We start from the raw sequence: 22,992 nt of genomic DNA, 5'->3' as shown, positions 1-22,992 counted from the left end.
GTGTGCAACCCGGCTGTCATCTGCCGGAATACTGCACCTGAGACGCTTTGTTCCGCACGTGAACATAAGAAGTCACGGAACACCGCTCTCGACACCCCGAAAGGCATCGGCTCTTCATGCCCCTGGCCCTGCTCGCCCTCGCCGTGGGCGCCTTCGGTATCGGTACGACCGAGTTCGTGATGATGGGCCTGCTGCCCGAAGTCGCGAGCGACCTGCACATCTCCATCCCCACCGCCGGGCATCTGGTCTCGGCGTACGCGCTCGGCGTCGTCATCGGCGCCCCGCTGCTCGCGGCGGTCACGGCCCGGATGCCGCGCCGTACCGTCCTGATCGGCCTCATGGCCCTGTTCGTCGCGGGCAACGCCCTGTCCGCGTTCGCGCCGGACTACGACTGGCTGGTGGCCGCCCGCTTCCTGAGCGGCCTGCCGCACGGCGCCTTCTTCGGCGTCGGCGCGGTCGTGGCGACGGGCATGGTCGCGCCGGAGCGCAAGGCCCGCTCCGTGTCGCTGATGTTCCTGGGTCTGACGGTGGCCAACATCGCGGGCGTGCCGGCCGGCACCCTCATGGGGCAGCACCTGGGCTGGCGGGCCACGTTCCTCGGCGTGAGCGCGATCGGCCTGGCCGCGATGGCGTCGCTGGCGCTGCTGATCCCGCGCGCGCAGGAGAACGCCGCTCCGGCCGCCGGGCTGCGCGGCGAGCTGGCCGCGCTGCGCTCGGTGCCGGTGTGGCTGGCGCTCGGCACGACGGTCGCGGGCTTCGGCGCGCTCTTCGCCGCGTACAGCTACATCACGCCGATGCTGACCGACGCCGCCGGGTACGCCGACGGCAACGTCACGCTGCTGCTGGCGCTGTTCGGCGTGGGCGCGACCATCGGCAACCTGCTGGGCGGGCGACTGGCGGACCATGCGATGCGCAAGACGCTGTTCGGGGGCCTGATCTCGCTGGCGGCGGTCCTGGCGCTGTTCCCGCTGCTGATGTCCACGGCGTGGAGCGCGGCCCTGGCGGTGGCCCTGCTCGGCATGGCGGCGTTCGTGACGGGCTCCCCGCTGAACCTGATGGTGATGGAGAAGGCGGCGTCGGCCCCGTCCCTGGCGTCCTCGGCCAACCAGGCCGCCTTCAACCTCGCGAACGCCGGGGGCGCGTGGATCGGCGGCCTGGCCCTCGCGGCGGGCTTCGGGGTCACGTCTCCGGCGCTGGCGGGTGCGGCGCTGGCGGTGCTGGGGCTCGGGGTGGCGGGGGCGGCGTACGCCGTGGACCGGCGGCGGGTCGCTCCGTACGCCGGGCGGGAGCGGGTGGTCGCGGGGCGGGTTCCGGAGCGGGCGGAAACGGTTCGGCACTGAGCGTCTCCGGGGACGGCTCGACTACGGATGTGCCGGGTTAGGTGATCCGTCGACCGCTGCGCCGTCGTGGCCGGTCGCGCAGTTCCCCGCGCCCCCTCGGGGCGCTGTCGGTCGTGTCGGCGGACTGTCGGTGGTTTGTCGGTGGGGGCTGGCACTGTCGTTGCCATGACGCGAATCGACATGAAGCCGGGCGGCGCGAGCAGCGCCGTCTCCGTGCGGGGGTTGGTCAAGCACTACGGCGAGACCAAGGCTCTGGACGGTGTGGACCTGGATGTACGTGAGGGCACCGTCATGGGGGTGCTGGGACCGAACGGGGCGGGCAAGACCACCCTGGTGCGGATCCTGTCGACGCTGCTGGCGCCGGACGCCGGGCAGGCGACCGTCGTCGGATACGACGTCGTGCGGCAGCCGCGGCAGTTGCGCCGGGTGATCGGGCTGACCGGGCAGTACGCCTCCGTGGACGAGAAGCTCCCGGGATGGGAGAACCTCTATCTGATCGGGCGGCTGCTCGATCTGCCGCGCAAGGAGGCACGCACGCGTGCCGACGAGCTGCTGGAGCGGTTCTCGCTGACGGAGGCGGCCAAGCGGCCCGCCTCCACCTACTCCGGCGGTATGCGGCGGCGGCTCGACCTGGCCGCCTCCATGATCGGCCGGCCGGCCGTGCTCTTCCTCGACGAGCCGACCACGGGGCTCGACCCGCGCACCCGCAACGAGGTGTGGGACGAGGTCAAGGCCATGGTCGGGGACGGGGTGACCGTGCTGCTGACCACGCAGTACATGGAGGAGGCCGAGCAGCTCGCCTCCGAACTGACCGTCGTCGACCGGGGCAAGGTCGTCGCGGGCGGCGGCATCGAGGAGCTCAAGGCCAAGGTGGGCGGGCGGACCCTCAGGATCCGGCCGGTCGACCCGCTCCAGTTGCGCCCGCTCGCCGGATATCTCGACGACCTCGGCATCACCGGGCTCGCGGCCACCACCGTGGACACCGCCGGCGGCACCCTGCTGATCCCGATCCTCAGCGACGAGCAGCTCACCGCCGTGGTCGGCGCCATCACCGCCCGCGGCGTCACGCTCGCCTCCATCACCACCGAACTGCCCAGCCTCGACGAGGTGTTCCTGTCCCTCACCGGCCACCGCGCCAGTGCCCCGCAGGACACCGCACCCGTCGACGACCGCGAGGAGGTCGCCGTATGAGCGCCACCGCCACCGCTCCCGCTTCCAGCGCCCCTCTCAAGGACGACGCCCGCATCCCGCTGCGCGGGCACCTGCGGCACACCGGCGCGCTCGTGCGCCGCAACCTGCTGTGGATCCGGCAGGACCCGGAATCGATGGCCGACGCGCTGCTGATGCCGGTCATCTTCACCCTGCTGTTCGTGTTCGTCTTCGGCGGCTCGATCGGGCAGGCGCTGGGCGGCGGTCAGGACCAGTACGTGCAGTACGTCATCCCCGGCATGATCGCGATGATGAGCATGACGCTCTCCCAGGGCGTCGGCACCGGCTTCAGCCAGGACTTCAACTCCGGTGTCATGGACCGTTTCCGGTCCCTGCCCATCGGGCGCGGTTCGGTGCTCTTCGCGAAGATCTCGGTGGAGCTGCTGCGGATGCTCTTCGCCACCGCCGTACTGATGGTCGTCGCCGTCCTGGTCGGGTTCGACATCACGAGCTGGCCCGGCCTGTTCGCGACCGTGGCCCTGTCCACGGCGTTCGCCTCGTCGATCATGTGGGTGTTCCTCACCCTCGGCGTGATCATGAAGAGCGCGCAGTCCGTGCAGGCGATGGGCTTCCTGGTGCTGTTCCCGCTCCAGTTCGGCTCGTCGATCTTCGCGCCGACGGGTTCGATGCCGGGCTGGCTCCAGGGCTTCACCGACTACAACCCGCTGTCCACCCTCGCGGACGCCTCGCGCGGTCTGATGGTGGGCGGGCCGGTCGCGCACGACCTGTGGGTGACGCTCGGCTGGTCGGTGGCCATCACGGCGGTCATGGCGCCGGTGGCCATCCACAAGTTCCGTACGAAGAGCTGACGCCGGTCCTGCGCGGCTCACACGAGGGCGGCGGCCTCCCGGGGGGAGAGCCCGCCGCCCTCCGCGTACGCCGCGTCGAAGGCCTTCTCGCCGAGTGCGGCGCGCAGCGCCTTCGTGGCCCTGGCGTGGGTCTCGCGCTCCACGGTCGTCGGGGCGTGGTTGTCCGGCAGCAGCGCGTCGCCCGCGGCGAGGCAGCGGGCCCCGTCGCGGGCGCGGCTCCCGCCGTCGACGCCGGCCAGGGCGACCGCGGCGATGTGCAGGTACGTCGCGGGCATGTGCGGGGCGATGGTCTGCGACAGCGGTTCCTCGGCCCGCTCCAGGGCGCGGCGGACCTTGTCCAGGCCGGCCTCGTAGCGGTCGTCGGCGACCTCCACGAATGCCTCCATGCCGAGGATGAAGCTGTCGAAGATGACGAAGTGCGCGATGTTGAACTGCTCGCGCAGCAGCCGGATCTGCTCACGCGACTCGGCGGTCCGGTCGGTCATGGCGAGCCACCCGGCGAGGAAGAGCCGCGCGGCGGGCATCGCCTCGTTGGCCGCGCCCTCCTGCCCCGCGATCACCTCGCGCAGTATCCCTTCGCCGCGCTCGAGCTCGCCGGTCTCCAGCAGCGCGCTGCCGAGCCGGGCCCTGAGGACCGACCGCTGGGCGCGGGCGCCGAGGCGCTCGGCGATCTCGATCGCCGCCTCGTAGTCGGCGGCCGCCAGGTCGTAGCGGCCCTGGCGTTCATGGGCCTCGGCCCGCGCGGAGAACGCCTCGGCGGTGCCCCACAGATCGCCGAGCCGCCGAAAGATCTCCAGCGACTCCTCGGCGTCCCGGGTCGCGTCGCCCGCCCAGTCGCTGCGGTTGGCGTACAGGTTGGCGCGCCAATGCAGGCTCGAGGCGAGTTCCCACTCGTAGCCGGGCGTCGTGCGTGAGGTCTGCACGGTGGCATCCGCGACGGTGCGCAGCCGTGTCACATCGCCGGAGAGCATGACGGCGAAGAACCAGAGCATGCCGGGGACACGGCAGGTCTGCGGCTGGCCGGGCTCGTAGGTGGCGGCGATGGACCGCAGCTTCGTCTGCGCCTCGGGGGTCTGCCAGGCGTCCAGCTCGGTGTCCATGCAGGCGAGATGGACCAGATGGAGTCCGCGTCGGGCCTCGGCGAGGACCTCCCCGGTCCACGGCGGCGGGCTGTCGGTGCAGCGTTCCCACACGGAGGCGGCGGGGCTGGGCGACTCGGGGAACGGGTCGGGGCCGAGGACCATGACCTCCCGGGACCAGTTGCGGGCCTCGATGCGCAGGTCACGCATCTGCCAGTACCAGGCCAGGGACAGGATCAGGCACATCGCCTCCTGCTCCTCGCGGCCGGCGACGGCGTGGCGCAGGGCGGTGCGCAGGTTCTCGTACTCGCGCTCCAGCCGCTGGACGGCGGCGAGCTGGCCGGGTCCGCGCAGCAACGGGTCGGTGGTGCGGGCGAGTTCGCGGTAGTACGTCAGATGCGCGCGCCCGGCCTGCGTACGCTGCCCGGCGTCGTCGAGCCGTTCGCCCGCGTACTCGGCGACGGTCTCCAGGAGCCGGTAGCGCATCTCGCCGTCGCCCGAGGGGGCGGCCACGACCAGGGACTTGTCGACGAGGGAGCCGAGCGCCTCCAGGGCGAACGGTCCGCACACGGCCTCGGCGGCGGCGAGGTCGCAGCCGCCCGCGAAGACGGACAGCCGCCGCAGCACCTCCCGTTCGTCCTCGTCGAGCAGTTCCCAGGACCAGTCGACTACGGCCCGCAGCGTCTGCTGGCGGGGCAGGACGGTACGGCTGCCGGAGGTGAGCAGCCGGAAGCGGTCGTCGAGCCGGTCGGCGATCTGGCGCGGGGTCAGCATGCGCAGGCGGGCGGCGGCGAGTTCGATGGCGAGCGGCAGACCGTCGAGCCGCCGGCAGATCTCCGCGCACGCCGCGGCGCTCTCCTCGTCGGCGTCGATCCTGAACCCCGGCCGCGCGGCGGATCCCCGGTCGGCGAGCAGCCGCAGTGCGACCGGCTCGGGCAGCGGGTCCACGGGGCGCAGCAACTCCCCCGGTACGCCGAGAGGTTCGCGGCTGGTGGCCAGCACGGTCAGCCCCGGGCAGCGTTCCAGCAGTTCCTCGACGAGGCGGGCGGCGGCCTCGACGACGTGCTCGCAGTTGTCGAGGATCAGCAGCATGCGGCGCTTGCCGCAGTGCTCGGCGAGCCGCTCGACGGGGTCGTCGAACCGGTCCGATCCGGCACGCATGGCCTCGGCGCCGGCGCCGTAGAGCACGGTCTCGCGGGCGCCGACGGCGGTGAGCACGGCCTCCGGTACGGCCGCGGGGTCGTCGACCGGCGCGAGCTCGGCCAGCCACACCCCGTCCGGCGCACCGTCCCGCACGCTCTCGGCGGCCTCCTGCGACAGCCGGGTCTTACCGGCACCGCCGGGGCCGAGCAGGGTGACCAGCCGGGCGGCGGTCAGGTCGCCGCGGATGGCGTCGATGTCGGCTTCGCGGCCGACGAAGGATGTGAGGCGGGCGCGGAGGTTGCCCGCGGGCGGGGCCGCGGCGGGGGCGCCGAGCGGGCCGGCCGGGGAGCCGTTGGTGCGGGCCTGAGCGTGCGGGGCGGCGGCGGTCGCGCCGAGACCGCCCGGGGAGCCGTCGGCACGCGCCTCACCGCGCGGGACGCCCGCCGTGTCGGCGGCACCGGGCGGACGGGCCTCGTAGGGCCCACGGGCAGCATGCGCCTCACCGCGCGGGACGCCCGCCGTGTCGCGCGCACCCGGCGGACGGGCCCCGTAGGGCCCACGGGCAGCACGCGCCCCCTCGCCGGAGGTCCCGCCGCCCGTGCGCGGAGCGGCCCCGCCCCTGCCCTGTGCCGGCCGGAGCAACTCCGCGTGCAGGGCGCGCAGTTCCGGGCCCGGGTCCGAGCCGAGCCGGTTCGCCAGGAGTTGTCGTACGTCCTCGTAGGCGGCCAGCGCCTCCGCCGTGCGGCCCGCGTCGCGCAGGGCGCGCAGACGCAGGGCCTGGAGCGGTTCGTCCAGGGGATGGGAGTCGCACAGGGCGGTCAGCTCGGGCAGGGACTGCTCCGCGTGACCGAGGGCGAGGGCGGCGGCGTGGCGGGTGCGCAGCGCGTCCAGCCGACGGGTCGCCTGGCGGGCCGCCTCCGCGGTGTGGTCGGGGAGGTCGGCGAGGGCGGGGCCGTGCCACAGGGCGAGGGCGTCGTCGAGGACGCCGGCCGCCTTGGCGGGGTCGTCGTCGGCCAGCGCGCGCGTGCCCTCGCCGACGAGCCGCTCGAAGCGGTGCAGGTCGATGTCGTCGGGCCGGGCGTTGAGCCGGTAGCCGCCGTCCGCGGAGACGATCGTGTCCGCCCCGAGGGCCCGGCGCAGCCGCCCGACCAGCGCCTGGAGCGCGCCCGTCGCGTCGGCGGGCGGCTCGGCGCCCCACACCTCGTCGACCAGCAGCCCCACGGGCACGGTCCGGCCGACGCGCAGCGCCAGCACGGTCAGCAGGGCACGAAGCCGCGCCCCGCCGACCGGAACGGGGCGGCCGTCGGGGCGAAGTACCTGGGTGGTGCCGAGAATGCGATAGCGCACGGGATCCATTGTCTCTGGTGGGCTCGGGGACGGTCACGGGGTTGGGGCCCGAGGCGCGGCGGCCCCGGCACAGCGGGAGCGGCCCGGCCGGGTGGGCGCGGGCGGGCAGTTTGGCTCCACCCTCTCCGGAACCACCACCCCACCGCGAGACGTTTTCCCCGTGCGCCCGGTACGGTCGGGCAGGTCCCCACGCGGTCCCGCGTGCACGAGAGCTCAGGGAGCCCCATGACCACCGCCCTCAGCCGCCGCAGCGAGCGGCGGATCAGCCCCGTCTTCGTCGGGATCCTGGCCGTCACCGCGGTGACGGGCTGGGCCACCTGGACCGGGTTCGCCGAGCAGCCCGGTCTGGCCGTGTTCCTGTTCGTGACGGCGGCCTGGATCGTGTCGCTGTGCCTGCACGAGTACGCACACGCGCGTACCGCCCTGCACAGCGGCGACATCTCGGTCGGCGCGAAGGGCTACCTCACGCTCAACCCGCTGAAGTACACGCACGCGCTGCTCAGCATCGTGCTCCCGGTCATCTTCGTGATCATGGGCGGCATCGGTCTGCCGGGCGGTGCCGTCTTCATCGAGCGCGGCCGGATCCGGGGCCGCTGGCGGCACAGTCTGATCTCGGCGGCGGGCCCGCTGACGAACGTGCTCTTCGCCGTCGTGTGCACCGCCCCGTTCTGGCTGGACGCGCTCGACGGCGTGCCGAGGGACTTCCGCTTCGCGCTGGCCTTCCTCGCACTGCTCCAGGTCACGGCCGCGATCCTGAACTTCCTGCCGGTCCCGGGCCTGGACGGCTACGGCGTGCTCGAGCCCTGGCTGTCGCACAACGTCAAGCGCCAGGTGGAGCCGTTCGCCCCGTTCGGCCTGCTGTTCGTGTTCGCGCTGCTGTGGGTGCCGGAGGTCAACAGCGTGTTCTTCGACATGATCGACGCCGTCCTGCGCGGCCTAGGCATCAGCGACTTCGACACCTACTGCGGCTACGACCTGTTCCGCTTCTGGCGGGACTCCAACGAGCTCTGCTCGATCGGCGCCTGACTCAGCCCGTGACGGAGCCGCGCCGCTCGTCCCTGGCGCGCTTGAGGTAGTACCACGCCATGTTCGACGACAGCCCGGCGAGCAGCACCCACACGATCCCGAGCCAGCTACCCTGCGCGAAGGAGACCACGGCCGCGATCACGGCCAGCACACAGACGATCAGGGCATAGACACCAAGGCGGGGCATTTCACTCGGCTCCTTCGGGGGACACTGCTACCGGAACAGTGTCCCCCATCGGCTCATACGTCCGTGACGCGGAGCCCGGCGTGCGCCTTGTACCGGCGGTTCACCGAGATCAGGTTCGCGACCAGCGCCTCCACCTGGTGGGCGTTGCGCAGCCGCCCGGCGAAGACGCCGCGCATGCCGGGGATCCGGCCGGCCAGCGCCTGGACGATCTCCACGTCCGCGCGGACCTCGCCGAGCACCATGACGTCGGTGTCGATCTCGTCGATCTCCGGGTCCTCCAGCAGGACCGCCGACAGATGGTGGAAGGCCGCCGTCACCCGGGAGTCCGGCAGCAGGGCGGCGGCCTGCTCGGCGGCGCTGCCCTCTTCCGGCTTGAGCGCGTAGGCGCCCTTCTTGTCGAAGCCGAGCGGGTTGACGCAGTCGACGACCAGCTTGCCGGCCAGGTCCTCGCGCAGCGCTTCCAGGGTCTTGCCGTGTCCCTCCCACGGGACGGCGACGATCACGATGTCACTGCGCCGCGCGCACTCGGCGTTCTCGGCGCCCTCGATGCCGTGACCGAGCTCCTCGGCGGCGGCCTGGGCCCGCTCGGCGGCCCGCGAGCCGATGATCACCTTCTGGCCGGCCCGGGCGAGCCGGTAGGCCAGGCCCTTGCCCTGCGGCCCGGTCCCGCCGAGCACGCCGACGACGAGCCCGGAGACGTCCGGAAGGTCCCAGGGATCCTTGGCCGGAGCCTTCGCGGGCGCGTCGGTGGGCTGCTGTGCACTGTCGGTAGAGGTCATGGGCCGACTTTACGTCCGTGCCGCCGACCCCGTCGGCTCAGGTGAGGCGGTTCACGGGCACCCGCCGGAAGGTGATGCTCTCGTACGGCCCGAAGTCACCGGTCTCGTACAGGAGTCCGACCGTCTCCTCGTCGATCCGGACCAGATCCGAGTACGCGGCGGGCAGCCCGTCCACCGGGTACACGGACCGCCAGGTGACGCCGTGGTCGGTGGAGGCCCGGATCGTCATCAGGGCGCGGGCGCCGGGGTCGGCGGGACCGGAGAACAGGAGCACGTCGGGGTCGCGGAGCTGGAGCACGCTGCCCTCGCAGATGGGGGCGACGAGACCGGCCTGCGGGCGGAAGGGCTTCAACAGGGTCGTGCCGCCGTCCTCGGAGTAGGCGTCGGCGCGGTTGCCGGGGGACACGGAGTCGTTGCGGGTGTTGAAGTAGACGCGGCCGTCGGGGAGTTCCGCGGCGGTGGTCTCGTTGACGTTGACGTAGCCGTCGGTGTTCTCGTCGATGTAGCCGATCCTCCAGGTGGCACCGCGGTCATCGCTGAGCAGGCAGTGGCCGCTGTTGTACCTTGCCTCGGTGCCGATGTCGTCGCCGGCGGGCGGGATCGTGTGGTTGGCGGCGACGACGACCCGGCCGGTGCCGAGCTGGATCGCGTGGCCGGGCGTGGTGGCGTACCACCGCCAGCCCGGCTGCTTCACCTGTGCGGTGATCTCCTTCGAGCTCGACCAGGTGACGCCCTCGTCGTCGCTGTGGCGCACCCAGATCCGGCGGCCCTCGGCGTCGCTCACCTCGCCGCGCAGGATGCCGGCCTCGGTGGCTGTGGCGTGGTTGCGGATGTAGACGAGCAGGATGCGGCCGGTGTCCAGGACGACGGGGGCGGGGTTGCCGGCGAGGTGCCAGTTGTTGTCGGCGACGACCGCGAGGGGTCCCCAGGTGCGGCCGCCGTCCGTCGAGCGCTTGAGCACGATGTCGATGTGCCCGGCGTCGCTGGCGGAGTTGACCCGGCCCTCGCAGAAGCCGAGGAGGGTGCCGGTGGCGGTGGCGACGACGGCCGGGATACGGAAGCTCGCGTAGCCCTCGCGGCCGGCGCGGAAGGGGACGCTGGTCTCTGTCATGGCGGCTCCTCGGATGGCCTATCACCACGGCGGGTGGTCGTGCGGGATAACGAAGGCGTCTGCCCAGGTTGGGCGAATTCGTGGTGAACTCCGGGTCACGAGTGGCCGGTTGCGGCAGGATGCGGTCGCATGGATGCCGTACGTGTCGCGTTGCTGCGCGAAGTACTCGCCGGAACCGAGTGGTTGGGTGCGACCCGGCGGTTCGCGGGGGCGCTGCGGGCGTCGGCGGTGTCGCACGGGGGCGGGCTGCTGCTGGTCGGCACGCGGGAGTACGAGCCGTGGCATCTGGCGGCACATCTGGTCGACGAGGCCGCGTGGTCGGGCACGCCGGAACTCGCGCCCACCCTCGTACGGCACGACGCGCGTGCCTCGGATCCGGCCCATCTGTCGGTCGGCCTCGGACGGCTCGCGGCGGCCCGCCGCGGGGAGACGCTGGTGGTGGTGTCGCCGGACCGGGTGGGGGTGCCGCTGCTGGAACGGATCTACGACGTCCGGCGGGCCGGGGCGACGGTGCTGGCGCTCGCCACCGGCGAGGGGGAGCTGACGACCATGGCCCACGAGAGGCTGGTCGTGCCCGAGGGCGCGGAGCTGGACCTGGACACCGTGCAACACCTGGTCAGCGCCGCGGCGGGCGAGAACGCGGTGCCCTCCGGGCGGGGGCGCCGGCGGTTCCGGGACCGTCTGTCGAGGCTGGCGGAGTCCTTGACGGCACCGCCACCGCCGCGGTGGTGAATGCGCCGGATGAAGGGGCGGTTTCTGAGGTCGGGCGGGCTTCGGTAGTGGGGGCTGGTCGCGCAGTTCCCCGCGCTGGGCGGCGTTGCCATCGCGTCGGCCAGGCCCCACTCGAAAACCGGTTGCCCCAGCCACCTACCCGCCCGGACCATGACACTTCGTGACCGCCGAATCCCCCACGCCAGACCCCGCCCCTTCGTCCCGCCTTCGCTCCGTGCTCCCCGATCTCACCCCTTGGCGGGCCTCCGCCGACTTCCGGCGGCTGTGGGTGGCGGGGCTGGTGTCGACCTTCGGCAGTTTTCTGACGTTCGTCGCGCTGCCCGTGCAGATCAAGGAGCTCACCGGATCCGCCGCGGCGGTGGGGGCGATCGGGGCCGTGGAGCTGCTGCCGCTGATCGTGTTCGGGCTGTACGGCGGCGCGCTCGCCGACGCGCTCGACAAGCGGAAGCTGATCCTGTGGACGGAGGCCGGGCAGGCGCTGCTGAGCGCGGCACTGCTGGTCAACGCAATGCTGCCGAGCCCCTCGATCTGGCCGCTGTACGTGGTCGCCGCCCTGTCCTCCGCCCTGGGGTCGGTCCAACGCCCCGCCCTGGACGCCCTGTTGCCCCGGATCGTCGCCCACGACCACCTCCCGGCGGCGGCCTCCCTCAACGCGCTGCGCTGGCAGGTCGGCGGTGTTGCGGGTCCCGCCCTGGCGGGCGTGGTCGTCGCGTACGCGGGCCTCGGCTGGGCGTACGGCACGGATCTGGTGACGTTCGTCGCCTCCGTCGCCCTCACCGTCGGACTGGCCCCCTCCCCCGCATCTCACGAGGCCGCGAAGCCGTCCCTGAAGGCCATCGCCGAGGGCGCCCGGTACGCCTGGAGCCGCAAGGAGCTGCTCGGCACGTACGTCGTCGACATCGCGGCGATGCTCTTCGCGCTGCCGCTCGCCGTGCTGCCGTTCCTCGCGGACGAGCTGAACGCCCCCTGGTCGCTGGGCCTGATGTACGCCGCGATGCCGGCCGGCGCGATGGTGGTGAGCCTGACCAGCGGCTGGACCTCGCGGGTGCACCGGCACGGGCGGGTCGTCGTGCTGGCGGCCGCGCTGTGGGGCCTGGCCATCGCGGCCGCCGGTGTCTCCCGCAGCGTATGGCTGGTGCTGCTGTTCCTGGCGCTCGGCGGGGCCGCCGACATGGTCAGCGGCATCTTCCGCGGGGTGATGTGGAACCAGACGATCCCGGACGAGCTGCGCGGCCGGCTCGCCGGGATCGAACTGCTGTCGTACTCGGTGGGCCCGCAGCTCGGCCAGACCTATCTGGGCGGCGTCGCGGCCTGGAAGGGCGTGCGGACGTCCGTCTGGTCGGGCGGGCTGCTGTGCGTGGGCGCGGTGGGGCTGCTGGCGCTGTGCCTGCCGAAGCTGATGACCTACGACGCGCGCACGAACGAGCACGCGGTAGCGCTGCGCAAGCAGCGGACGGCGGCGGCAGCGGCCGTGCCGACGCCCGCGGCGGCGCCGGCGGAGCGCTGAGCGGCCGGGGTCAGCTCTCGTCCGCGGGGCCCGAAGGGGCGTCGTGCCACCTGGGGTCGCTCTCCCACTCCAGGTTGCGTTCGCGCGCCAGGTCCATCGACTGCTGGGCCTCCGCCCGGGTCGCGTACGGCCCGAAGCGGTCCTTGGCCGGGCACTCCGGGCCCTCCTCGACCTTCTTGTGGACGAGGCAGTAGTACCACTCGCCCGGCTTGCCGACCGTGCGCTTCTTGAACAGGGCCATGACCCGCTCCTCTCGACTGAGCTCGCCATGGTCATGGTCCCCCATGGCCGCTGTCTTAGACTCGCTGGCATGTCTGGCCAGTCGCTGCTCGTACCAGGGGAGCTTTCTCCCACCCGTTCCGTGCCCGGAAACATCCGCCGGCCCGAGTACGTCGGCAAGCCCGCGCCGACGCCGTACAAGGGTCCTGAGGTGCAGACCCCGGAGACCGTCGAGGCGATGCGTGTCGCCGGCCGTATCGCCGCGCGGGCGATGGCCGAGGCGGCCAAGCTCATCGCGCCCGGCGTGACGACGGACGAGCTGGACAAGGTGGCGCACGAGTACATGTGCGACCACGGGGCCTACCCCTCCACGCTCGGCTACCGCGGCTTCCCGAAGTCGCTGTGCACCAGCCTGAACGAGGTCATCTGCCACGGCATCCCGGACTCCACGGTCCTGCGGGACGGCGACATCATCAACCTCGACGTGACGGCGTACATCGGCGGGGTGCACGGCGACAACAACGCCACGTACCTGGTGGGTGACGTGGACGAGGAGAGCCGCCTGCTGGTGGAGCGCACCCGCGAGTCCCTGAACCGGGCGATCAAGGCGGTCAAGCCCGGCCGCCAGATCAACATCATCGGCCGGGTGATCGAGTCGTACGCCAAGCGCTTCGGCTACGGCGTGGTCCGTGACTTCACCGGCCACGGCATCAACTCGTCCTTCCACTCGGGCCTGATCATCCCGCACTACGACAGCCCGCACGCGACGACGGTGATCCAGCCCGGGATGACCTTCACGATCGAGCCGATGCTGACGCTGGGCACGCACGAGTACGACATGTGGGACGACGGCTGGACGGTCGTCACGAAGGACCGCAGGCGCACGGCGCAGTTCGAGCACACACTGGTGGTGACGGAGACGGGCACGGAGATCCTCACGCTGCCCTAGCCGACCCCGTACACACGGCCCGAACCCGTCCTCTGCGGAGGGCGGGTTTTCTCGGTACGCTTTTACCGACATGACGTCGGCAAACCTATTGACTTAGGTAAGCCTAACTTCAGAAAATACCCACATGGACTCCTTCTCGACAGTCATCCGCACCGCCTCCCACGAAGAGCACGTGCAGGCGGAGACCTCGACGTTCATGAGCGACATGCTCGGCGGCAGGCTGGGCGTGGACGCGTACACGCGGTACACCGAGCAGCTCTGGTTCGTGTACGAGGCGCTGGAGGCCCGTGCCGAGCGGCTGGCGTCGGACCCGGTGGCCGGTCCGTTCATCCGGCCGGAGCTGTTCCGGCTGGCGTCGCTGGAGCGGGACCTGACGCATCTGCGGGGCCCCGAGTGGCGCTCCGCGGTGTCCGCCCTGCCCGCCACCCGGGCCTACGCGGAGCGGGTGCGGGAGTGCGCCGAGGACTGGCCGGCCGGCTACGTCGCCCACCACTACACCCGCTACCTCGGCGACCTCTCCGGCGGTCAGATCATCCGCGACAAGGCCGAGAGGACATGGGGCTTCACCCGCAAGGGCGACGGAGTCCGGTTCTACGTCTTCGAGCAGATCTCCAACCCGGCCGCGTTCAAGCGGAGTTACCGCGAACTGCTGGACGCGGTGCGCGCGGACGATCTGGAGAAGCAGCGGATCGTGGCGGAGTGCAAGCGGGCGTTCGCGCTGAACACGGCGGTGTTCCGGGCACTGGGCGAGGAGTTCCCGCTGTCGGCGTGAAGCCCGGCACCCTCACCGCCGGGGCCGCAGACCGCCGGCGTCCGTCTTCCAGGTGTCACGCGCACCGCGCAGCACGGCATCACCCCGCGCCCGACGCGTGCGGGCCGCTTCCCTGACCGTGTCGAGCTCGGGCCGCCCCGCCTCCCCGGCCTCCGCCAGATCGGCCTCGGCCCGCCCGATCTCCGCGACGAGCTCGGCGTCCCGGGCCTCCTGCCGACGCAGGAACTCAGCGTGCAACAGCACCTGGTTGCGGATGTCCTCGACCAGGTCGTACACGGCGATCTCCCGGTCCCGCGGATAGTGCTCACTACGACAGGTGCCGTCGGGGCGAGTCACCCGTATATGGACGTTGTCGCGAGTGTGCCCGAACTCGACAACAATGGCGTCGAGCGCGATCTGCTCATCGACGGCCGGCCGAACAACACCATCCCCCTCCGATGCCCCATTCCTCATGAACAGCAGGACGTGCTCGTGGAGTTCCAGCGGCGGCAGCCACCGCTCCGGACGCACCGCCTGCCCGGGCCCGGGTTTCGGCAGTGCCGCCCGGATCGCCTGTAACTCCTGTACGCGTTGCCGGTACGGCGCGACCTTGTCCGACCAGCGGCGTTCCGCGTCCGCCACGCTTTGACGGGCCTTCTCGTACGCGATCCGCCGTTCACCGCGGGCCTCGGACAGCGCCCGTCGCGCAGCACGCTCCTCGGCGCCGAGCGAGAAGGCATAGCGCAGCCTGCTGGGTACACACGGATAGCGAAGCAGCCAGAACAGCAGCCCACACCCCACGACGACCAGCACCACGATCACGGTACGCACCGGATGCCCCCCTGTGCCCGCCCCGCCAACGGGCCCAGTGTGACCGCATCCGGCGACCCGCACCAGGTGTCAGCGCTCCAGGACCACCCGGCCGCCGAGCTCGACCCAGTCCCCGGGCTGAGGTGCCGTCAGAAGCTGGGAACCGGCGCCCTGGGTGATGTTGAGAGCGCGGCCGAGCCGGTGGGTGAGCTGAATGGCAGCAGCGCCGGTCGCCTCGTCCTCGTCGACGCCGTCGCCCCGCCCGGGGAACCCCCGCGCACGTACCCGCCCGGCGGCCTCGTCCTCCCAGGCCCAGGCGTAGATCCACTCCCCCGCCGGAGGCACCGCCAGACCGTCGACCTCACCCGCGCTGCCGTACTGCCGCAGGGTGCGCGGCGGCGCCCACTCCGGCCGGGCCTCGATCCAGCAGAACTCCCCGTCGATCCGGGCGCCGACCACACCGGCGGGCGTGACGAGTTCGGGCACGTCGAGCAGCCAGGCCGTGCCGACACACGGGTACCCGGCGAAGGGCAGCCGCACGGAGGGCGTGTAGATGTCGATGACCCCGCGCTCGGGGTCGTCCACGAACACGGTCTCGCTGAACCCGAGCTTCGCAGCGAACGCCTGTCGTTCCCCGAGGTCCGGCATAACGGATCCCTCACGGACGACACCGAGCTCGTTGCCGTACCCGCCGGTAGGCCCGCAGAACACGCGGAGAACGTCGTAATCAGTCACGAAGGAATTCAAGCACCCGCCAGGCGCGCACCCCCACGCCGCAGCACCCGCGCACGGCGGCACAGACGCGCACCCCGGCGGCGCCGCACCCGCGCACGGCGGCACAGGCGCGCACCCCCACGCCGCAGCACCCGCGTACGGCGGCAAGGGGACGTGCTGGCGACGGCGCAGCACCCGCGTACGGCGGCAAGGGGACGTGCCGGCGATGGCGCAGCACCCGCGTACGGCGGCAAGGGGACGTGCCGGGGGGTGTCCGCCCGCAGCGGCGGGCGTCAACAAACAGCCCCTCCCTGCCCGACAGCAACCGCCCGACCGAGGACGGACACCCCCCGGCACGGCCCCGACCCACCCACCGAACCGTCGGCGCCACGCGCACCCCCACCGAACCCGCACACAGTCCTACGCCTCGGTACGCCGCCTGCGCATCGCGAGCACCACGCCCGCACCGGCCGCCACCGTCACCGCGGCCGCAGTGCCCAGCGCGGCCACCGGCACATCGGACCCGGTGCTTGCCAGACCGCCCGTGACGCCGCCGGTCGTCGTGCCCGTGCCACCGCCGGTCGTCGTGCCCGTGCCACCGGCGGTCAAGCCCGCCGTACCGGAGGAGCCGCCGGGGCGCTCGTCGAGCCCCACGGGGCCGGGAAGTCGACCCTGCTGGGGGCCCTGGCCGCGGATCTGCCGACCGCCGACGGGGTCGTACGGATTCACGGGCGGCCGGCGGACGAATGGACCGCGCCCGAACTCGCCCTGCGCCGGGCGGTGCTGCCGCAGTCGGCGACCCTCTCCTTTCCCTTCACGGTCGAGGAGGTCGTCCGGATGGGCCGTGCGCCCCACGCCGCCTCCCCCGCCGAGGACGACCTCGCCGTCGCCGGGGCGATGGCCGCCACCGAGGTGAGCGGCTTCGCGGTACGGCCGTTCTCCGCGCTCAGCGGCGGCGAGCGGGCCCGCGTGGCGCTCGCCCGGGTGCTCGCGCAGCGGACCCCGCTGCTGCTGCTCGACGAGCCGACGGCCGCACTGGACCTGAAACACCAGGAGTTGGTGCTGCGGGTGTGCCGGGAGCGGGCGCGGGCCGGGGACGCGGTGGTGGCCGTCCTGCACGACCTGGGGCTCGCCGCCGCGTACGCGCACCGCGTCGCGATCCTGCGCGCCGGGCGGGTCGCGGCCGACGGACCGCCGGCCGAGGTGTTCTCCGAACAACTGCTGTCGGAGGTCTACGACCAGCCGGTCGAAGTGCTTTCGCATCCTCGGACAGGAGAGCTGCTGGTGACCCCGCGGCGGAACCTTTGACCATCCTTTGACCTATCCATGGGGTCGATTTTGGCCACTTAGGTAATCCTTATCTCCGTTAGGCGAGCCTCACCTTGGTATGTGAGTACCGTCACGCACTCCTTCCGGCCACCTCATGGAGCCTTCATGCGCACCGCCAGACTCCCCGTCACCACCGCCATCGCCGCCGTGGCGGCTCTGACCGCCGTCACGGGGTGCACCGAGAAGGGGAGCACCGAGGGCGGCGACCGGGTCGTCAACGTGACCTCGACGGACGACAAGTGCGAGGTGTCGAAGAAGGAGTTCCCGGCCGGGCACGTCGAACTCGCCATCGAGAACAAGGGCTCCAAGGTCACCGAGGTCTACGTCCTCTTCCCGGACGACCGCATCGTCACCGAGCGCGAGAACATAGGCCCCGGCACCAAGCAGCGGGTCACCGCCGAGGTGAAGGCGGGCGACTACACGATCGCCTGCAAGCCGGGCATGAAGGGCGACGGCATCCGGCAGACCGTCAAGGCCACCGGAAAGGGCGCATCCGCCAAGCGGGACCCGCGCCTGGACGAGGCCGTGGCGGCTTACCGCAAGTACGCCCAGGAGCAGGCCGACGAGACGCTGCCGCTCGCCGAGGCCTTCGCGAAGGCGGTCAAGGACGGCGACCTCGAAGCCGCGAAGAAGGCCTACGCCACCTCCCGCATCGGCTGGGAGCGCACCGAGCCGGTGGCCGAGTCGTTCGGCGACATCGACCCGAAGGTCGACGTGCGCGAGGACGGCCTGGAGGCCGGCCAGGACCCGGCCACGGACTGGACCGGCTGGCACCGGCTGGAGAAGGCCCTGTGGCAGGACAAGAAGATCGGCGACCGTGAGAAGGAGCTCGCCGACCAGCTCATCACCGACCTGAAGGACTGGCAGAACCGGGTCGGCAAGGCCGAGATCACCCCGACCTCGATGGCCAACGGCGCCAAGGAGCTCCTCGACGAGGTCGCCACCGGCAAGGTCACCGGCGAGGAGGAGCGCTACTCGCACACCGACCTCGTCGACTTCAAGGCCAACGTCGAGGGTGCGGAAAAGGCGTACGAGCTGCTGAAGCCCGTCGCCAAGGAGAACGACCCGGCGCTGGTCACCGAGCTCGACAAGCAGTTCGGCGCGCTGAACACGCTGCTGGACAAGTTCCGCGCGGACAAGTCGTCGTACGACTTCACCTCGTACGACAAGGTCGGCAAGGCCGACCGCAAGGAGCTGTCGGACGGTGTCAACGCCCTCGCGGAGCCGCTGTCCAAGCTCGCCGCCGCCGTCGTCGTGAAGTAAGGCAGGGGACACGGGCATGACCGAATCTTCCGAAGCCACCACCCCCTCGCGGCGTTCGCTGATCGGCTGGGGCGGTGCCGGGCTCGCGCTCGGCGCCGTCGCGGCCGGCGGTGCCGTGGCGATGACCCGTACGGGCGACGACGTGGATCCGGCCGCCGCCGAGACGGGCGCCGCGATCCCCTTCCACGGCGAGAAGCAGGCGGGCATCGCCACCCCGGTGCAGGACCGGCTGCACTTCGCCGCGTTCGACGTCAAAACGGACGACCGCGCCGAGTTCGTGCAGATGCTGAAGGACTGGACGGCGGCAGCGCGCCGGATGACCGCCGGACAGGCCGTCGGCGAGGGCGCTTACGGCGGGCTGGCCGAGGCGCCGCCGGACGACACCGGCGAGGCGCTGGGCCTGAAGCCGTCGCGGCTGACGCTCACCATCGGGTTCGGCCCGTCGCTGTTCGAGAAGTTCGATCTCGCCGATCAGCGGCCCGAGGCCCTCGTCGAGCTGCCGCACTTCTCCGGCGACAACCTCGACAAGAACCGCAGCGGCGGCGACCTGTGCGTGCAGGCCTGCGCGGACGACCCGCAGGTCGCCGTGCACGCGATCCGCAACCTGGCGCGCATCGGCTTCGGCAAGGTCGTCATCAAGTGGTCCCAGCTCGGCTTCGGGAAGACCTCCTCGACCACCCCCGAGGAGCAGACCCCGCGCAACCTCATGGGCTTCAAGGACGGCACCCGCAACATCGCGGGGACCGAGACCGACCGGCTGAAGAAGTTCGTGTGGGTCGGTGAGAAGGACGGGCCCGAGTGGATGGCCGGCGGCTCCTACCTCGTCGCCCGGCGCATCCGGATGCACATCGAGACGTGGGACCGCACCTCGCTGCAGGAGCAGGAGGACATCATCGGCCGCGACAAGGGCGAGGGCGCCCCGGTCGGCAAGGCCAAGGAGCGCGACAAGCCGTTCCTGAAGGCGATGCTGCCCGACGCGCACGTCCGGCTCGCGCACCCCGAGTCCAACGACGGGGCGACGATCCTGCGCCGCGGCTACTCCTTCACCGACGGCACCGACGGCCTCGGCCGCCTGGACGCGGGCCTGTTCTTCCTCGCCTACCAGCGCGACCCGCGTAGCGGGTTCATCCGGATCCAGCGCAACCTGGCCATCGACTCGCTCAACGAGTACATCCAGCACGTGGGCTCGGCGCTGTTCGCGGTCCCGCCCGGCGTCCGCGGCAAGGACGACTGGTGGGGCAGCACGCTGTTCGGCAAGGAGGCGTAGCCCGTGTTCGCCAACTACCTGATCGGACTGCGCGAGGGCCTGGAGGCCAGCCTCGTCGTCTGCATCCTCATCGCCTACCTGGTCAAGACGGACCGCCGGGACGCGCTGAAGCCCGTCTGGATCGGCATCGGCGTCGCTGTCGCCCTGGCGCTCGGCTTCGGCTCCGCGCTCGAATTCGGCTCCCAGGAGCTGACGTTCGAGGCGCAGGAGGCCCTCGGCGGGTCCCTGTCGCTCATCGCGGTGGGCCTGGTGACGTGGATGGTGTTCTGGATGCGGCGCACCGCCCGGCACCTGAAGTCCGAGCTGCACGGCAAGCTGGACGCGGCCCTGCAGATGGGCACCGGCGCGCTGGTGGCGACCGCGTTCCTGGCGGTGGGCCGGGAGGGCCTGGAGACGGCTCTGTTCGTGTGGACGTCTGTGCGCGCGGCCGGTGACGGCACCCCGCGCCCGCTGGTCGGCGCGGCCCTCGGCATCGCCACGGCGGTCGTCCTCGGCTGGCTGTTCTACCGGGGTGCCCTGCGCATCAACCTCGCCAAGTTCTTCACCTGGACCGGCGGCATGCTGGTCGTCGTGGCGGCGGGTGTGCTGGCGTACGGCTTCCACGACCTGCAGGAGGCGCGCTGGCTGCCGGGCCTGAACGACAAGGCGTTCGACATCAGCGACACCGTCGATCCGTCGAGCTGGTACGGCACCCTGCTGAAGGGCGTGTTCAACTTCCAGCCGGACCCGACCGTCCTCCAGGTCACGGTGTGGCTGCTGTACTTGATCCCGACGCTCGCGCTGTTCCTCGCCCCGGTAGGGTTCGCCTCCGGGAAGGGGAAGGTGAAGGAACCTGATGAGCAGGGAACGCGGCCCTCGAAGGCTCCGCAGGCTTGACCGGAGGGCACTGATAGCGGCCGGTGCGACCGCTTTGTCGTTGACGGCGAGCGGATGCGTGGTGGTCCACGGGGAGCGGGAGATCCTCCCCTCGGCCACCAAGGCTGAAGCCGAAGAGGCCCTCAAGGAGTTCACCTCCGCGTACAACAAGGCGGACAAGGCGTACGACAACTCCCTTTACGCCGACCACGTCACCGGCGCGCTGAGCGACATCGACGGGGCTCGGCTGAAGGCGGGCAAGGCGCTGAGCCCCAAGGGCAACGCGGTGCACACCCCGCTGGAGCTGTCGGACGCCAGGTTCACGATCCCCAAGAAGGCGGGCTGGCCGCGCTGGTTCGTCGCCGACACGGCCGCGAACAAGGGCGGCAAGGCGCGCTGGGTCTTCGTGTTCACCCGCAGCGGTCTGGACGACGCGTGGGAGGCGACGTATCTGACGCTGATGGCACCTGGCGACATGCCGAAGTTCAAGACGGACAAGGACGGCTGGGCCGAGGCCGTGCCCGCGAACTCGACCGAACTGGCCGTGCCGCCCGGGGACTTGAGCAAGGACTACGCGGGCTATCTCAAGGACGGCGGTGACACGTTCGCCCAGGGCCGGCACACCAGCACCTGGCGCGCGGACCGGGAGAAGGACGCCAAACGGCCGGGCCTGGTGAGCCAGTTCATCGACGAGCCGCTCACCAACGGCGACTACGCCCCGCTGGCGCTGCGCACCGCGGACGGCGGCGCGCTGGTGTTCTTCACCACTCGCTACTACGAGAAGCGGACGGCGTACGCGGGCACCTCGGTTCCCTCGCCGGGCAAGGCGGTGGAGGCGCTGACGGAGGGCGAGATAAAGCAGTCGCTGACGATGGAGTTCGTCTCCAACGAGGTGGCGCTGGATCCGAAGGGTTCCGGGAAGGTCGACGTGCTGGGCCGGATCCAGGGACTGACGTCGGCGAAGGGCGAGTGACCGCGCCCGCTCAGTGGCGGCGCAGGGGCCAGGCCGCGGATGCGTGGTCGGGCTCCTCGCCGGCGTAGCGGGCGCAGGAGTCGGTGAGGACTTCCAGCAGGCTCAGCGGGTCGGGCAGCGGGTGCTCGGGGCCGCGCACCCAGTGCACGGTCCGGTCCTCGCCGGGAAGCCGGGCGGGCGGTACGAGGACGTAGGACCCGCGGCAGTGCCAGCGCAGTCCGGGGTGCTCGTCCATGGTCTCGGGGTGGCAGTCCAGCTCGCAGGGCCACCACTCGTCCTCGTCCTCGGGGGTGCCCCGGGTGGCGGTGAAGAACAGCAGGCGGCCGTCGTCGCTCTCGGCGACGGGTCCGACCTCGATGCCCGCGTCGAGCAGCCGCTCCAGCGCCGCGCGGCCGGCCTCCAGCGGCAGGTCAAGCACGTCGTGGACCATGCCGGTGGCGGTGATGAAGTTGGCCTGCGGCTGGTGCCGGGCCCACCGCTCGATCTGTCCCCGGTCGGTGGTGGACTGCGTCTGCCAGGCGAAGGACACCGGGTGCCGGGCCGGGGTGGGACAGCCGACCCGGTCGCAGGAGCAGCGGTAGCCGGCCGGGTGCGCCGCGGGCGCCAGCGGCAGTCCGGCCGCCGCGGTGGCGAGCAGCAGGGCTTCCCGGCCGCCGTCGTCGGCGCTGTCCTTGGGGCGGCCTCCGCGCAGCCACTGGGTGAGTTTGCCCCGCAGTCCGGTCCGGCCGCCCAACTCCGCGCTCATCTATCCCCTCGCCTCGCTGTCGTGCGGAACAGCATGCCCTATGGTCCCACCATCGTGCGCCTCGGGGGGCCGTAGCGGACAACCGGGCCAGGTGGGGCGAGGTGGACACAGCCCTGCGATCAGGGGTTATGCGCCGCTTTGGCGGTATTTACAGACTTACCCGGTGCGCGGTGCGAGGCCGTGCAGGGCGTAGTCGACGAGGGTGTCGGTGTATTCGTACGAGATCGGGCCCGTGTACTGGAGCCAGCGCTGGGCGAGCGGCGACACGAAGAGCTCGAGGGCGATGCGCGGGTCGATGTCCGGGCGCACGTCCCCGGCCTCCTGCGCGGTGCGCAGCCGCTCGACGTAGAGCTGGAGCGAGGGTTCGAGCAGCTTGGTCACGAACTCGCGCCCGAGCTGCTCGTTGACCACGCCTTCGGCGGCGAGGGCGCGCGAGGGCGCCTCGAAGCGGGGGTCCTTCAGCTCGTCGACGGTGGCACGCAGGACGCCCTTCAGATCGGCGGCGAGGTCACCGGTGTCCGGGATGACGTACGGCTCGTGCCCCATGGCCTGCACGGACTGCTCGCCGAGATCGAGGAACGCCTCCATCAGCACCTCGGCCTTCGACGACCACCACCGGTAGATCGTCTGCTTGCCGACGCCGGCGCGGGCGGCGATGCCCTCGATGGTGGTCCTGGGATAGCCGACCTCCACGACGAGCGCGAGGGCGGCGTCATAGATGGCCCGCCGGGACCTCTCACTGCGGCGGGTGGAGCTGGGCGCGGGCGGGTCGGACTTCTGGTCGGACTTGTGGGCTGCCATGGCTCGAATTTATCAGGTTGACAAGACGGAGCGTCTCGCCGGACGCT

The 22,992-nt window shown here is 71.8% G+C and carries 22 protein-coding genes; 13 read left to right on the top strand and 9 right to left on the bottom strand.

Annotated elements, in window-relative coordinates; all coding sequences use genetic code 11:
* Nucleotides 1-116 precede the first annotated feature (116 nt).
* The 3 genes from ACZ69Q_RS19820 to ACZ69Q_RS19810 all read left to right on the top strand — a co-directional run bounded on the left by ACZ69Q_RS19820 (nt 117) and on the right by ACZ69Q_RS19810 (nt 3,358).
* Nucleotides 117-1,340, top strand: a complete 1,224-nt coding sequence (locus ACZ69Q_RS19820) for an MFS transporter (protein WP_471043359.1) — start codon at nt 117-119, stop codon at nt 1,338-1,340.
* A 165-nt stretch (nt 1,341-1,505) separates the two neighbouring features.
* Entirely contained in the window at nt 1,506-2,531 is a 1,026-nt protein-coding gene (locus ACZ69Q_RS19815; RefSeq protein WP_471043357.1) for an ATP-binding cassette domain-containing protein, read from the top strand.
* A complete protein-coding gene (locus ACZ69Q_RS19810; RefSeq protein ID WP_471043355.1) occupies nt 2,528-3,358 on the top strand; it encodes an ABC transporter permease in 831 nt (276 codons plus the stop codon). Before ACZ69Q_RS19815 ends, ACZ69Q_RS19810 begins: the two co-directional genes overlap by 4 nt.
* 17 nt (nt 3,359-3,375) lie before the next feature.
* Here ACZ69Q_RS19810 and ACZ69Q_RS19805 read toward each other — a convergent pair whose 3' ends face one another.
* Entirely contained in the window at nt 3,376-6,936 is a 3,561-nt protein-coding gene (locus ACZ69Q_RS19805) for an AfsR/SARP family transcriptional regulator (protein ID WP_471043353.1), read from the bottom strand.
* Between the two features lie 216 nt (nt 6,937-7,152).
* Between ACZ69Q_RS19805 and ACZ69Q_RS19800 the strand changes: the two genes are divergently transcribed.
* Entirely contained in the window at nt 7,153-7,953 is an 801-nt protein-coding gene (locus ACZ69Q_RS19800) for a site-2 protease family protein (RefSeq protein ID WP_471043351.1), read from the top strand.
* A 1-nt stretch (nt 7,954) separates the two neighbouring features.
* On the opposite strand, the gene ACZ69Q_RS19795 is transcribed toward ACZ69Q_RS19800, so the two are convergent.
* The 3 genes from ACZ69Q_RS19795 to ACZ69Q_RS19785 are packed head-to-tail and all read right to left on the bottom strand — an operon-like array spanning nt 7,955 to nt 10,030.
* Nucleotides 7,955-8,140, bottom strand: coding sequence for a hypothetical protein (locus ACZ69Q_RS19795; RefSeq protein ID WP_471043349.1), 186 nt, complete (start codon nt 8,138-8,140; stop codon nt 7,955-7,957).
* A gap of 53 nt (nt 8,141-8,193) precedes the next feature.
* Entirely contained in the window at nt 8,194-8,919 is a 726-nt protein-coding gene (npdG, locus tag ACZ69Q_RS19790; protein WP_471043347.1) for an NADPH-dependent F420 reductase, read from the bottom strand.
* 37 nt (nt 8,920-8,956) lie between these two features.
* Nucleotides 8,957-10,030, bottom strand: coding sequence for a sialidase family protein (locus ACZ69Q_RS19785; protein ID WP_471043345.1), 1,074 nt, complete (start codon nt 10,028-10,030; stop codon nt 8,957-8,959).
* 129 nt (nt 10,031-10,159) lie between these two features.
* Here ACZ69Q_RS19785 and ACZ69Q_RS19780 point away from each other — a divergent pair, with 129 nt between their 5' ends.
* Both ACZ69Q_RS19780 and ACZ69Q_RS19775 read left to right on the top strand, forming a co-directional pair.
* Nucleotides 10,160-10,762, top strand: coding sequence for a hypothetical protein (locus tag ACZ69Q_RS19780; RefSeq protein WP_471043343.1), 603 nt, complete (start codon nt 10,160-10,162; stop codon nt 10,760-10,762).
* Nucleotides 10,763-10,922: 160 nt separating this feature from the next.
* A complete protein-coding gene (locus ACZ69Q_RS19775) occupies nt 10,923-12,269 on the top strand; it encodes an MFS transporter (protein ID WP_471043341.1) in 1,347 nt (448 codons plus the stop codon).
* Nucleotides 12,270-12,279: 10 nt separating this feature from the next.
* Here ACZ69Q_RS19775 and ACZ69Q_RS19770 read toward each other — a convergent pair whose 3' ends face one another.
* Entirely contained in the window at nt 12,280-12,510 is a 231-nt protein-coding gene (locus tag ACZ69Q_RS19770; RefSeq protein WP_471043339.1) for a hypothetical protein, read from the bottom strand.
* Nucleotides 12,511-12,579: 69 nt separating this feature from the next.
* Between ACZ69Q_RS19770 and map the strand changes: the two genes are divergently transcribed.
* Complete coding sequence (map, locus tag ACZ69Q_RS19765; protein WP_471043337.1) at nt 12,580-13,437, top strand: type I methionyl aminopeptidase; 858 nt, start codon at nt 12,580-12,582, stop codon at nt 13,435-13,437.
* A 124-nt stretch (nt 13,438-13,561) separates the two neighbouring features.
* Nucleotides 13,562-14,209, top strand: coding sequence for a biliverdin-producing heme oxygenase (locus ACZ69Q_RS19760; RefSeq protein WP_471043335.1), 648 nt, complete (start codon nt 13,562-13,564; stop codon nt 14,207-14,209).
* 12 nt (nt 14,210-14,221) lie between these two features.
* On the opposite strand, the gene ACZ69Q_RS19755 is transcribed toward ACZ69Q_RS19760, so the two are convergent.
* Nucleotides 14,222-15,019, bottom strand: a complete 798-nt coding sequence (locus tag ACZ69Q_RS19755; RefSeq protein ID WP_471043332.1) for a hypothetical protein — start codon at nt 15,017-15,019, stop codon at nt 14,222-14,224.
* 69 nt (nt 15,020-15,088) lie between these two features.
* Entirely contained in the window at nt 15,089-15,733 is a 645-nt protein-coding gene (locus ACZ69Q_RS19750) for a PhzF family phenazine biosynthesis protein (RefSeq protein WP_471043329.1), read from the bottom strand.
* 495 nt (nt 15,734-16,228) lie between these two features.
* Here ACZ69Q_RS19750 and ACZ69Q_RS19745 point away from each other — a divergent pair, with 495 nt between their 5' ends.
* From ACZ69Q_RS19745 to ACZ69Q_RS19725, 5 genes are all read left to right on the top strand, one after another.
* Nucleotides 16,229-17,020 (top strand): heme ABC transporter ATP-binding protein, encoded by a 792-nt coding sequence (locus ACZ69Q_RS19745; RefSeq protein WP_471043727.1) that lies wholly within the window; start codon nt 16,229-16,231, stop codon nt 17,018-17,020.
* 126 nt (nt 17,021-17,146) lie between these two features.
* Entirely contained in the window at nt 17,147-18,304 is a 1,158-nt protein-coding gene (gene efeO, locus ACZ69Q_RS19740; protein WP_471043326.1) for an iron uptake system protein EfeO, read from the top strand.
* 16 nt (nt 18,305-18,320) lie between these two features.
* Nucleotides 18,321-19,571 carry an iron uptake transporter deferrochelatase/peroxidase subunit gene (efeB, locus tag ACZ69Q_RS19735; protein WP_471043324.1) on the top strand — a complete coding sequence of 417 codons (1,251 nt, stop codon included), beginning with the start codon at nt 18,321-18,323 and terminating at the stop codon, nt 19,569-19,571.
* Between the two features lie 3 nt (nt 19,572-19,574).
* A complete protein-coding gene (gene efeU / locus ACZ69Q_RS19730) occupies nt 19,575-20,447 on the top strand; it encodes an iron uptake transporter permease EfeU (protein WP_471043323.1) in 873 nt (290 codons plus the stop codon).
* Nucleotides 20,407-21,399 (top strand): SCO2278 family lipoprotein, encoded by a 993-nt coding sequence (locus tag ACZ69Q_RS19725; RefSeq protein ID WP_471043321.1) that lies wholly within the window; start codon nt 20,407-20,409, stop codon nt 21,397-21,399. The genes efeU and ACZ69Q_RS19725 overlap by 41 nt, the downstream gene beginning before the upstream one ends.
* Nucleotides 21,400-21,409: 10 nt before the next feature.
* Here ACZ69Q_RS19725 and ACZ69Q_RS19720 read toward each other — a convergent pair whose 3' ends face one another.
* Nucleotides 21,410-22,144: a bifunctional DNA primase/polymerase gene (locus ACZ69Q_RS19720; protein WP_471043319.1), complete on the bottom strand. Its 735-nt coding sequence runs from the start codon at nt 22,142-22,144 to the stop codon at nt 21,410-21,412.
* Between the two features lie 156 nt (nt 22,145-22,300).
* Nucleotides 22,301-22,945, bottom strand: a complete 645-nt coding sequence (locus ACZ69Q_RS19715; protein WP_471043317.1) for a TetR/AcrR family transcriptional regulator — start codon at nt 22,943-22,945, stop codon at nt 22,301-22,303.
* Between the last annotated feature and the right edge of the window lie 47 nt (nt 22,946-22,992).

This window comes from Streptomyces sp. NPDC036764 (assembly GCF_055609385.1).
Note: the sequence above shows the minus strand (reverse complement) of the source record. Positions and strands in the feature narration are given on the sequence as shown.